The 12,264-nt window shown below is 67.4% G+C and carries 11 protein-coding genes; 10 read left to right on the top strand and 1 reads right to left on the bottom strand.

Annotated elements, in window-relative coordinates:
- The first annotated feature begins 30 nt into the window (after positions 1-30).
- The gene (locus RND64_RS16840) at positions 31-969 is read left to right on the top strand and encodes an alpha/beta hydrolase (protein WP_049698795.1); all 939 of its coding nucleotides are present in this window, start codon (positions 31-33) and stop codon (positions 967-969) included.
- 320 nt (positions 970-1,289) lie between these two features.
- Here the strand turns inward: RND64_RS16840 and RND64_RS16835 are convergent, their stop codons facing one another.
- A complete protein-coding gene (locus RND64_RS16835) occupies positions 1,290-1,595 on the bottom strand; it encodes a LuxR C-terminal-related transcriptional regulator (protein WP_049698796.1) in 306 nt (101 codons plus the stop codon).
- A gap of 189 nt (positions 1,596-1,784) precedes the next feature.
- Between RND64_RS16835 and RND64_RS16830 the strand changes: the two genes are divergently transcribed.
- The 9 genes from RND64_RS16830 to RND64_RS16790 all read left to right on the top strand — a co-directional run bounded on the left by RND64_RS16830 (position 1,785) and on the right by RND64_RS16790 (position 12,183).
- Positions 1,785-5,570 carry an nSTAND1 domain-containing NTPase gene (locus RND64_RS16830; RefSeq protein ID WP_049698797.1) on the top strand — a complete coding sequence of 1,262 codons (3,786 nt, stop codon included), beginning with the start codon at positions 1,785-1,787 and terminating at the stop codon, positions 5,568-5,570.
- Positions 5,571-5,619: 49 nt separating this feature from the next.
- Complete coding sequence (locus RND64_RS16825; RefSeq protein WP_414652000.1) at positions 5,620-6,423, top strand: alpha/beta fold hydrolase; 804 nt, start codon at positions 5,620-5,622, stop codon at positions 6,421-6,423.
- Between the two features lie 26 nt (positions 6,424-6,449).
- Positions 6,450-7,466, top strand: coding sequence for an o-succinylbenzoate synthase (locus RND64_RS16820; protein WP_049699028.1), 1,017 nt, complete (start codon positions 6,450-6,452; stop codon positions 7,464-7,466).
- Between the two features lie 141 nt (positions 7,467-7,607).
- The gene (locus tag RND64_RS16815) at positions 7,608-8,942 is read left to right on the top strand and encodes a cytochrome P450 (RefSeq protein ID WP_049698798.1); all 1,335 of its coding nucleotides are present in this window, start codon (positions 7,608-7,610) and stop codon (positions 8,940-8,942) included.
- Positions 8,939-9,607 carry a TetR/AcrR family transcriptional regulator gene (locus tag RND64_RS16810; RefSeq protein WP_200903244.1) on the top strand — a complete coding sequence of 223 codons (669 nt, stop codon included), beginning with the start codon at positions 8,939-8,941 and terminating at the stop codon, positions 9,605-9,607. Before RND64_RS16815 ends, RND64_RS16810 begins: the two co-directional genes overlap by 4 nt.
- 119 nt (positions 9,608-9,726) lie before the next feature.
- On the top strand, positions 9,727-10,359 hold the full coding sequence (locus RND64_RS16805; protein ID WP_083444357.1) for a hypothetical protein: 633 nt from the start codon (positions 9,727-9,729) through the stop codon (positions 10,357-10,359).
- Positions 10,360-10,589: 230 nt separating this feature from the next.
- The gene (locus RND64_RS16800) at positions 10,590-10,976 is read left to right on the top strand and encodes a hypothetical protein (RefSeq protein ID WP_235434343.1); all 387 of its coding nucleotides are present in this window, start codon (positions 10,590-10,592) and stop codon (positions 10,974-10,976) included.
- Complete coding sequence (locus RND64_RS16795) at positions 10,973-11,623, top strand: hypothetical protein (RefSeq protein WP_053117427.1); 651 nt, start codon at positions 10,973-10,975, stop codon at positions 11,621-11,623. Before RND64_RS16800 ends, RND64_RS16795 begins: the two co-directional genes overlap by 4 nt.
- Positions 11,620-12,183, top strand: a complete 564-nt coding sequence (locus tag RND64_RS16790) for a hypothetical protein (RefSeq protein ID WP_083444358.1) — start codon at positions 11,620-11,622, stop codon at positions 12,181-12,183. The genes RND64_RS16795 and RND64_RS16790 overlap by 4 nt, the downstream gene beginning before the upstream one ends.
- Positions 12,184-12,264: the final 81 nt, after the last annotated feature.

Genomic DNA, 12,264 nt, shown 5'->3' with positions numbered 1-12,264 from the left:
CCGGTGCGTAGGAGATCGTGGTGGTCCGTCATGTCCGTGCGACGTGTGATCGTTCTGGTGGTGCTCGTGGCGACGGCACTGTGTGTCGGACTGGTCAATGCTGGATCGGCTAATGCCGCATCCTTCGGACGGTTCTATGTCGGCGGCTGCGGGATGCCTGCCACCCCCGTTGACATGTGGACGCGTTCGGGCAATTACAAGACGGTCATCGCGCTCGACGGACTGCGCGCCACGAGCGATATGAGTGGATGGCGCCACGAGACGCACATCCAGCGCATGGCGGATTCCGGAGTGAATGTCATCCAGCCGGTCGGCGGCCTCGCGAGCTTCTACTCCGACTGGGAGGCCAAGAGCCCGGGAAGCAAGATCGCCTACCGGTACCGCTGGACCTGCCGCCTCGACAGCATCATCCGCGCTCTCGACGCACGCGGTCTCGCGGTGGGTCCGAAGCAGAAGTACGCCATGATGGGGATCTCGATGGGCGGCAACGCCGCGATGATCTACGGCGCCTACCACCGCAACCGCGTCTCCGACATCTTCTCGATGTCGGGCTACCTCAACCTTTCCGCGCCGACCATGCGCGAGGCGATTCGCGTCGCGCTCATCGACGCTGGTGTCGAGGCGGGCGTCGGACCGCTGAGCGCGGACGCAATGTGGGGTCCGCCGTGGAATCCGCGCTGGGAGCGCAACGACCCGCTCGTCCAGCTACCCAGGATGCGAGGGATGAAGATCCGCATCGCCTCGGGTTCGGCAACGTGGGGGCGCCACAACACCGATGCGGTGTCGTCGATCAAGGGAACCCCGCTGGAGGTCGCGGCGCTGGCACAGACGCGCGCCTTCGAGGTCGCCGCTGCGCTACAGAAGATCCCCGTCACAACCGACTTCCCGAGTACCGGCACCCATACGTGGGCGTACTGGGAAGACATGGTCTGGCGGGCCAAGAACAGCAGGTGGTTCCACGACAGGTGACCGATGCTTCCGCGCGTTTTCAGGGGATGCGACGCGCGGATCGGTCAGAGTCTCGTGGACGTCCTGTGCGACGCCGATGTCACGCCCGTGACCGAGGATGGGGAGCGGTTGCCCGTCACACCAACGCGGCCGCGGGCGTGACATCGACGCTCTGCGATGTGGACGATCGGCGATGTGGACGATCGGCGATGTGGACGATCGGCAATGTGGACGACCCGTCATACCGACAATCCGCAATACCGACGATCTGCAACACCGACAATCCGCAACACCGACGATCCGTCATACCGACGATCGGCGATCCGACACCGAAGCCGGCGTCACCAATCGGCGAGGTCGACGTAGCCGTCCTGGATGGCCCGGACGAACAGCGCGGCCTTCGACGGGGCGGGCCTGCCGACGGCGGTGTACTTCGCCCGGATTCGGGAGATGTGGGTGTTGACGGTCGTCGCACCCAGATACAGCCGTCGAGCGGCTTCCTCCTTGGACTCCGAGTGCAGCCACGCCACGAGCACCTCGACCTCGCGCGCGGACAGGCGCGCGCGCAACGGTATCGGGGCGGCAGCATCGGCATCGATCTGACGGAGAGGTACTGGTCGATTCTGGACTGACGATGTCTTGTGCATGGACTCCCTCGTTCACGCCGAGTGCGAATGGGCGCCGTGAGGCCGACGGTGATTGTGCGACCAAGGTGTCGTCTCAACGGTTGAATTATCTTCACCGCAGTGCCTCCGGCGCGGTGTCTGTGGCGCGTCCGTACACCAAGTCGATACGACTGTCGATACGCTGACCTGCACAAAAGCGCAGGAGGTTTGATGAGGCCGGAGTCGGTGACGACGCGCGACGAACTCGGTCGCGCACTCACGGAACTGCGTGTTCGAGCGGGTCTGAGTGTGCGTGATGTCGCGGCCGACGCCGACGCATTACTGGGGACCGTCGCCGGTTGGTTCGCCGGGCAGCACGCCCCGACCCGCGCGAGCCGTCAGATGTTCGAGAGGGTTCTCGGCGTCTGCGGTGTCACGGAGCCCGACGATGTTGCCGCCTGGTGGGAGGCCGTCGAGCGCAGCGCGCGGAGGACCGGCCGTCGACGCACACGGCCCGACTCCCCGTACCGCGGATTCGCGACGTTCGACGCTGCCGACGATCGCTACTTCTTCGGGCGCGACGTCCTCGTGGCCAGACTCGTCGATCTCATCGTCGCGACGCGCAGCGCCGATCGCGAAGCCAGCGATATGGCGCGCGGTGTGATGGTCGTCGGAATGTCGGGTGTCGGAAAGTCGTCGCTCGTCCGTGCGGGTCTGCTTGCACAGGTCGTCCACGAGGGGCCGCTCGCCGGTTGGCGGTGCACGGTGATGACGCCGGGCGACGACGCGTTGGCGGCCCTCGACGCCGCGATGGACGAGCTGGCCGCGCACGAGCACACCGACCGGCCCGCGCTGCTCGTGATCGACCAGTTCGAGGAGATGTGGACGCAGAACTCCGACGACGTGCGCAAGCAGGCGATCACGCGGATCCTCGACGCCGCGCAGTCGCCGGGCTCCGACATCGTCCCCGTCGGGGTGTTGCGTGCCGATTTCTACGGACGCGTCGTGCCGTGGGTGCCCAAGACGCTGGAGAACTCCCAGTTGGTGGTTCCGCCGATGCAGCGTGAGCAGTTGCGCGAGGTCATCGTCGGACCAGCGCGCGTCGCCGATGTCGAGGTCGAGCCCGACCTCGTCGACATGCTCCTCGACGACGCCGTACCCGCGGCGGGGTCGACGGCAGCCGGTGATCTGCCCCTGCTCTCCTACGCGCTGCTCGCGACCTGGGACCAATCCGACGGTCGGCGGATGACGGTGCGCGACTACCTCGCGACCGGGCGCATCGGTGGCGCGGTCGAGCAGGCGGCGGAGAAGGTATACGGAGAGCTGTCCGCCGACGAGCAACAGATCGCGCGACGCATGCTGCTCGCGATGGTCAACGTCGACGAGGACGGGGTGACCCGACGTCGGGTTCCGCTCGACGAACTGACCGCGGACGGGGATTCGCCCGCCGCGCACGTGCTGGAGAACTATGCGGCGTCTCGCCTCGTGACGGTGTCGTCGTCGCATGCGCAGGTCACCCACGAGGCGTTGCTGACCGCGTGGCCGCGGTTGCGCGAGTGGATCGACGACGACCGGGAACAACTCCTGTTGCGTCGGAGACTGCGTGCGTACTCCGAGCCGTGGGACGCCGACGGCAGGCCGGACGACATGCTGATCGGTGGGCCGCGATTGGAGGTCTTCGATCATCTGGCGCAGGAGTCCGACGGCGATCCGATCGACCCGGTCAGCAGCGAGTTTCTGGCTGCCGCGACTGCTCGACGGTCCGCAGAGGCCGACCGCGAGAGGCGTCGATCCTCTCAGTTGCGGCGCGTGGCACTGTTTGCCGCGGTGTTCGGGGTCGTCGCGGTGATCGGTGCCGTCGCCGCCGTAGCAGCGGGTGTGAATGCGGTCCATCAGCGTGAGGCTGCCGAGAATGCGAGAAACGAGGCACTGAGCCGCCAATTGTCGGTGCAGTCGGCAGAACTCGGCGAGCGCGATCCGTTCATGGCGGCGCAACTGGCGATGATCGCCTACGAGGCATCACCGACACTGGAGGCGCGATCGCGACTGATCGATGCGACGGGCCGCGGCGTGCCGACCCGATATCTCGGTGACCCGGGCTCGGTACTGATGTCGCGCGTCGGCTCACTGATCGCGGCCGCCGGCGCGGGCGGTCAGGTCCGACTCTTCAGAGTCGACGACGACGGGGTGCAGTCGAAGGTCGCCGAGTTCCGTGCGCCCGGCGGTGGCGGGCGGTTGGCAGGTGTCGCACTGATGCCCGACGCCCGCACGCTGCTACTCGGCGGACGCGGAACGATCACCGCCTGGGACATCGCCGATCCCGCACATCCGGTGCGGCGCTACGACTTTCCCGACGTCGGTGGAGACATCAACCGACTCACCGTCAGTCCGGACGGCCGTTTTGTCGTCGCGTCGGTTCCGGACAGGGGCGTCGAGGCGTGGGTGGCCCAGGGGCAGACGTGGCGGTCGCTTCCGTTGCCCCCGAAGGTCGCGGGCGTCGCGGGGGCGGCAGCGTTCAGCGCGGACGGGAAGTCGCTCGCGACCAGCAGTGCGAATCGTCGAGTGGATCTCTGGCGGGTCGACGGTGACGCGATCGTTCCGACGGGCGAGATCCCACTCGACGAATGGCGTGACAACGAACTCGCGCAGGGACTCGTCTACACCCGCGACGGGACACGACTTCTCGCGGGGCTGCGGAGTCGGGTGATCCAGGAGTTCGACGTCGCGAATCCCGCAGCACCACGCTCGGTGGCGCGTTTCGGCGGCTTCAACAGCTACGTCAATGCGGTGGCGTTGAACGGTGACGGTACGAAAGTCATTGGCGCGGGTGCCGACAACACGATTCGGGTGTTCGACCGCACCAATCCGGCTGCGGCGCCTCGAGTGTTGACCGGGTCGTCGAACTCGGTGTCAGTGGTCTTCGCGGGCGATCACATCGTCTCGTCGAGCGAGGACGGGCGCGTCCAGGACTGGCCTCCGGTCCTCGGCATGACGTCGGTCGGTTCCAACAGCGTCTACCAGATACCGGCGAACCGCGATGCGACGACGATCGTCGCGGCGGACACGGGCACCGACGGTCGGATCACGCAGTGGCGCGTCGAGCCATCCGCGATCGTGCGTGGTGGGCCGGATCTGATCCCCGCCGAGGGACTCGTGTACTCGGGAGCGGTGGTGATGTCTCCGTCGGGTCGCGTGGTCACCACCGGAACGGTCACCGGGACAGTACAGTTCGCCGACTACTCCGACCCCCGGCAGCCACGCGTCGTCGGCAGTGTCGCAGCACAACCGACGCTCAACGAGACCGTCGACTACAGCGAGAAGTCGGGCCTGGCGATCACCGGCGCCACCGATGGCAACAGTCTGACGGTCATCGACGCCACGACGTTGTCGGCGCCGCGTGTCGTCTCCAGGTTCGATGCCGGAGGCGGGATCGCGTGGGCGTCTTTGAGTCCCGACGGGCGTACGGCTGCCGTGGCAACGGTGACGGGGCCGGTGCGACTCATCGATCTCTCCAATCCCGCTGCGCCGCAGGCATATCCCGATCCGATCAGGTTCAAGGCCTCGGCGCTCTCGGTACGGTTCGACGCCGCGGGCACCTCGATCGTCGCGACGTCGGAGGAACGCAACGTCGAGGTGGCCGACATCTCCGACAGACGCCATCCGCGCAGGACGATCGAGCTTTCCGGACCTGCGGGACAGCTCTACAGTGCCGGATTCTCCGCGGACGGCAAGCGGGTGATCGCGGGCGGAAGCAACTCGGAGGTGTGGGTGTGGAACCTCGCCGACGGTCAGGCCGATGTGGTGCTGCGGTCGTATCCCGGACGCGTGTACGACGTCCGCTTCCTCCCCGGTGACCGCATCGTCGCGGCAGGGCAGGGAGGCTTCATGGAGACCTGGACGCTGGGCCCGGCGCAGATCATCGACGAACAGTGCGCTCACGGCGCCGACCCGATCACCCCGGAGGAGTGGCGGACCTATATCCGCGGGCTCGACTACACCTCGCCGTGTAGGCGGTGACCGGCCGCCCGCAGGTCTGTGGCACGCCCCGTGACTACTCTTGGTAGACGTGCGTACTTTCCGTCGGCCCCGCATCGACACCGATACGACGTCCGGAGCTACGACGTCCGGACACACGACATCCGGAGCGCAATCGCTCGCCGTCGAGGTGTCGGGGTCACTCGACGACGGCGTGCCGGTGGTCCTGGTGCATGGCATGGCCTCCGACCACACCACCTGGCGGATGTTCGCCAAGTCACTACGACGCCGCGGCCGCGCTGTGGTGTCGATGGATCTGCGCGGGCACGGCGTGAGCAGTCGCGAGCAGGCATACGGGCTCAATGACTTTCGGTCCGACGTCGCGTTCGTCCTCGACGAACTCGGTCTCGACACCGTCGACCTCGGCGGGCACTCCCTCGGTGCGCACACCGCGCTGCGTGTCGCGATGGACCAGCCCGAGCGAGTCCGACGCCTCGTGCTCGAAGAGGTCCCGCCGATGCCCCGCGACGACGCCGACCTCGCCGAGGAGATCGCGGTCGACGCGACACTCGGCGAACGCATACGCGGCCTGGGGCAGTTGCTCGCCGATCCGCGGCCGTTCCTGCGGTACGACCGATCGGTCACCGACCAGGTCAATGCCGAGTTTGCGGTCGCCGCACCACAGTGGTGGGCGGCACTCGACGACGTGAGTGCGCGCACGCTGGTGATCTCCGGCGGCGAACGGAGTTTCCTTCCGCCCCGGCATCTTCGGTCGCTGAGCGAGCGAATTCCCGACGGCTCGTTCGAGATCATCGACGCGGGTCATTCGGTGCACCGCGATCAGAGCTCGCGGTTCGTGAGTCTGGCAGGCGACTTCCTCTCGGCGGGGACATGAACGGCAGGGACAAGAACGACGGGGACATGACGGCCACAGATGCCGCCACGAGCGGGCCGCGGCTACCCCCGGTCGACGAGATCCTCGAGACCGCACGGGTCGTCGCGTTGCCGATGCGGACACGGTTCCGAGGTATCACCCGCCGCGAGGCGCTGATCTTTCGCGGACCGGCGGGATGGGGCGAGTTCGGCCCGTTCGTCGAGTACGACGATGAGGAGTCGGCGGCGTGGTTGGCAGCCGGTATCGAGGCCGCCTACCTCGGACCTCCTGCTGCACAACGGGATTCCGTACCGGTGAACGCGACCGTGCCTGCCGTCGCGGCCGATCAGGTTGCCGACATCCTGGCGCGTTACCCGGGAGCGACGACGGCGAAGGTGAAGGTGGCCGAGCCCGGTCAGTCGCTGTCCGACGATGTCGACCGCGTTGCGGCGGCGCGTGCGGTGATCCCTCGGGTCCGGATTGACGCCAACGGTAAGTGGTCTGTGGCGCAAGCGATCTCGTCGATCCGTGCGATCGGCGACGTCGAGTATGCGGAGCAGCCGTGTGCGACCGTCGATGAGTTGGCCCAGGTGCGTCGGGCGGTCGACGTACCGATCGCCGCCGACGAGTCAATCCGTAAGGCCGCCGACCCGATGCGTGTTGTCGCCGCGGATGCGGCCGACGTCGCGGTGCTCAAAGTGGCACCCCTCGGCGGCATGCGTGCGGTACTGCGGTTGGCCGACGAGATCGGACTGCCCGTCGTGGTGTCCAGCGCACTCGACACCGCGGCGGGGATGGCCGCGGGAGTGGCTGCCGCGGCGGCGCTTGACCGACTCGACCTCGCATGCGGACTCGGCACCGGCTCGTTGTTCACCGTCGACGTGGCCGAGCCGTTCCTGCCGGAACATGGCGTCGTCGCCCCGCGGTGGTTTGGCCCTGACGTCGAACTCTTGTCCGGCGCCGATGCCGATCCCGAGCGGGTCGCGTGGTGGCACGATCGTGTGCGCCGGTGCCACGAGGTGCTGCGTCGACGCGGAGTCGAGCCGGACTTCGCGAAACCATAGAGACATTTGCGCCGATCTGTTCCAATGAGGTGAGAGCTGGATCACATCGACAGTGCGCTCACTTCGAGTGCGGGTCGGTTGTATAGCTGGTCCAGCTGCTCAGATCCACCTGCTCTGACCACCTGGACGGAAGGCTGCGACATGACGATCATCGCTCCGGCGCCTGCGGGAAGTGGACTGCGTGCGGTGCCGTGTGCCGACCGCAACGGAATGCTCGAGGTGCTGTCGATGCGGCGTGACCCGTTCGGCTACTCGGCTGCGCGGCGCGCGACGTACGGTCCGATCTACGGGATCAACGCGCTGGGCCTGAGGGTGGTGGTCGCGTCCGGAGCCGACGCCGCCGACGAGATCCTGCGCAACCGCGACCGCGCCTTCGCCAACGGACCAGCATGGAGCTACTTCATCGGCCCGTTCTTCAATCGCGGTCTGATGCTGCTCGACTTCGACGAGCACCGTCACCACAGGCTGCTCATGCAGCAGGTCTTCTCCAACACGGCGCTCAAGGGCTACATGCAGGAGATGTCGCCCATGATCATCGATCGCATGCAGCGGTTCCCCACGGGAAAGGTGTTGTTGGCCAACGAGTTCAAAGCACTGACGCTCGACGTCGCGCTCGAGGTATTCCTCGGCGTCGAACTGCCCCGTGACGAGGCCGACCGCCTCAACAAGGCGTTCATCGAGACGGTGCGCGCGGGAGTCGCGCTGGTGCGCAAACCCGTTCCCGGAGGCCGCTGGTGGAAGGGCCTGCGATCGCGTCGAGTCCTCGAAGAATTCTTCTCGTCCGCGATCGCCGACAAACGGGCGCGGGAGACCCCCGACCTGTTCTCGGTGCTGTGCCACGCCGAAACCGAAGAGGGACAACGCTTCACCGACGATGACGTGGTCAACCACATGATCTTTGTGCTGATGGCCGCACACGACACCTCGACGATCACCATGACCCAGATGGCGTACCACCTGGCCCGACACCCCGAGTGGCAACAACGTGCACGCGACGAATCCGACGAGCTGCCAAACGAACTCGGCTATGACGACCTCGGCTCGCTGACCACTCTCGACCTCGTGATGAAGGAGTCGTTGCGGCTGTGTCCGCCGGTACCCTCCCAGCCGCGGGCGGCGATCGCCGACACCCGCATCGGCGACTTCTTCATCCCTGAGGGCACGATGGTCTCGATCTCGCAACTGACCAATCATCGCGACCCTGAGATCTATTCGGAGCCAGACCGATTCGACCCCGAGCGGTTCGGGCCCGACCGTGCCGAGGACAAACAGCACCGCATGGCGTGGGCGCCCTTCGGTGGCGGCGTGCACAAGTGCATCGGCCTGTACTTCGGACAGATGGAGATCAAGACGATCATGCACCAACTGCTGCGCGGCTACGAGTGGTCGGTGCCCGGCGACTATCGGATGCCGATGGACTACAGCGCATTACCGGTTCCCAAGGACCGGCTGCCAGTTGCGTTGTGGCGGCGATGACCGGTCCGCGGGAGGCGGCGTCGAACGCTGCCGAGACTCTGGGAGGGACCGCCGGGTCGGGAGAGCCGCCCCGCGACCTCCGACAGCGCAAGCGTCGCAACACCCGCAGTCCCGCGGATCAGGAGGAGGCGATCCTCGCCGCCGCGACCGACGAGTTCACGATTGCCGGGATCGCGCAGGCGAACGTCGACGCGGTGGCCGCGCGCGCCGGGGTCAGCAGAAGCACGCTGTATCGCCGGTTCCCGAACAAGGACGCTTTGCTGCACGCGGTCGCGGCCGACCGGTACGAGCGCGGGATGCGCACACTCGACGCCGCGGTGGCCGGACTCGGACCGTCCGACGCCGTCGTCGAGGCGTTCTATCGGGGCGCCCAGATGATCTCCGACGATCCGCTCCTGAACCGGTTGATTCTCGCCGATCATGGCGTGAAGCGTCTCACCGCCGAACTCGGTGCGCTCTTCGTCGAGGTCGCTACGGCGCGTATCGCTGCCGTGCTGCGTGACGCGGGCGCGCAGATGCCCGCCGACGATCTTGCTCAAGCTGTGGAAATTCATGTGCGACTGGTCATCTCGTATCTGGAGATGCCATCGTCGGACGATTCGCGGCGCGAGCCGACCAGTGTGCGTCACTTCGCGGCGACGTTCCTGGCGCCGATGATCTGGTGAGAGTCCGTGCCGACGCCCTAGGGTGGATGCGACGCCCGCGTCTGCGGATTCAGTGGACGAGGCAGTGAGCAAGCGGCGCGGCTCTATACGCGCAGTGTGAGACAGGGAGGGCGTGCGTCATGATGCGGCGCGCAGGTTCGGGTTCGGCGTCGGGAGGTGTGTCCGTCGGCGAGTCCGTGGTGAGCGATCGGACGCTACTCGACAACGAGCGTGGTGCGCGCGCCGAGTTGCGAAGCGCGCTCGACGACCTGCTCGACGCCGAGGTCGACGCGGGGCTGCGGCCCGGTGTGCGTCGGAGCTGGTGGGTGCTCGTCGGGCTGGTGGTGATCGGTGCCGTCGTCGCGGCGGGCGTCGGAGTGGCCGCGTGGGTGCGGGCGGCGCATGCATACACCGACGACGACTATCGGCACACCGCCACCGAGGTGGCGTCGCTGCTGCTGTCGGCCGATCCTGCCGACCCCGCCCGCGCACGGCGCATCCTCGACCACGCGACCGGTGGATTCCACGACGAATTCGCCCAGTCTGCGAGCAGTTACACCGAGTACGTGCGACGCACCGGAACTGTCGGGGATGCGACGGTCGACGCGTCGGCGGTCTCGGCGCGCTCCGGCGACGACGCGACGGTCCTCGTCGCGGCCGCAGTCAGCTATCGCGGTCAGCAGCAGACGCCGGTGCGCGAGTTCCGGTTGACGATGTTGGTCGTGCCCGACGACGGGGCGCTCAAGGTGAGCGCCGTCAAGTACCTGCCATGAGTGCTGGGAACGTGAGCGCCGGGGAGACGAGCGCTGGGGACATGAGCGCTGGGGATTCACGGGAGCCAACGAGTGAGACTCGCCGACAACGGATTATCGGAACCCGGATTATCAGAACCTGGATTATCGGAACCCGGATTGTTGGAACACGCCGTGCCGTCGTCCTCGTGCTGTGTGCTGCGATCCTGCTCGCCGCGGTGGCGACTGGCGTCGTTGTGGCATCGCGCGCGGTGGCACACGACAGCGCCGTCGAGCAGGCGCGTACCGAGTTGCGCGAGCAGGCGGGGTCGACGGTTGCCGCGGTCTTCACCGTGCACTCGGCGACGTGGCAGACCGACCGCGCCCGCGCCCGCAGTCTCGTCACGGGCGACTTCGCGGAAGGCTTTGCCGCGCAACTCGGCCGCGCACCCGAGGGCGGCGTGACGGCCGTCGAATGGCGGCCCGGCGACGTCGCGGTGTCGAGTGCGCAGGCAGACAGCGGAACGGTGCTGATGACCGCAATGGTCACCACGACTCGTGCAGATGCCGCTCCGGTCACCGAGAAGCGAACGGTCAGTGCATCATTCGTCGAGATCGACGGTCGCTGGCTCGTGACCGGAGTCGAGGTGCTCGCGTGAGCGACATCAAGAAATCCGAGAACGGCGAGCCGGGATCGTCGGATAACGAGCGTGTTCGGGCGGCTACCTCTCGGGTCGACGAGGCAACTCGGGCGGCGCGACGCGCGCGGATCGCCGCGGCGGATGCGCTACGCGCGCGTGCCCGACGCCGGTCTCGCTCGCTGCGTATCGGATTGGCCTGTGCCGCAGTGCTCATCGTCTGCGGACTGGTGGCGATCGCCGTCCTCGCAGTGGTCGATCACCGGCAGGACGAGCGCGCAGCCGGGCAGCGTGACGCGCTGAACGCCGCACGCGGAGCGGTGACGGCGATGCTGACCGCAACGCCGAAAGACGCGGCCGGATACGCCGACCGGATCATCGCGAACAGTACTGGCGCAGAGCATGATCGGCTCAGCAAGGCACGAGATGCACTCGTCGCCGCGGTGTCCTCTACCGAAACCGGGATGTCGGGGCGGGTGATCGCGGCCGGCTTGATCAGCGACCCGACGTCGACGTCGGACGGGGCGCGTGCCGACGCGCTCGTCACCGCGCAGGCCTCCGATCCCGCTCTGCTCGGCGCCGACCCGGACACCGACGTGCTCACGGTGCGCCTGTCGCTGCAACGCGTCGGCGGGACGTGGAAGACCGCCGAGGTGGTGGTGAAATGAGCACTGGTGCCCGCATGAGACCGCTCGTCGTCCACCACAGCCTGCCGCGTCGTGCGCGCAGAGTGCTTCTCGCGGCGTCGCTGATCGTCGTCGTGGCGTTGGTTGTCGCTGCGGTGTCGTGGACCCGTGCGTACACCGACAGGCCAGCACCGGACGACGCGGAGCGCACGGCGCTGCTGACGGCCACCGAACGGATCGTCGAACAGACGTTGCGTGTGGCACCGAATGCGTCGGAGAAGCAACGAGAAACGGTGGCCGCCGGGCTGACCGATCCACTCGCAACCCGGTACGCAGTCCGCGGTCCCGACGCCGTGCTGCCCGGCGCCGTCGCGGGCGGGCTGACCGTCGGAGCCGAGGTCGTCGATGCGGGTGTTGCGTCGTACACCACGTCGGCCGCGCGTGTCCTGGTCTTCGTCGACGAGACGCTCGGGAACTCTGCCGGGCCGAGCGACGAGAATTCGCCGACCAGAACCCCTATTGCTCGGTGGGCGCACATGCGTAATGTCGACGGGAACTGGTTACTGGCCGACCTCACACCCGTCGGGGACATCACTCGCTGATGCAGAGGCATCGCTCGGACGCGGGGCATCATTCGCCGACGGCCGTCTATCGGGGAGTGTGACCGTGCCGAACGAGAGGAT

Origin of the sequence: Gordonia sp. w5E2 (genome assembly GCF_036540975.1) — a bacterium.
Taxonomy (GTDB): Bacteria; Actinomycetota; Actinomycetes; order Mycobacteriales; family Mycobacteriaceae; genus Gordonia; species Gordonia jacobaea.
This window is presented reverse-complemented; position numbering and strand designations above follow the sequence as displayed.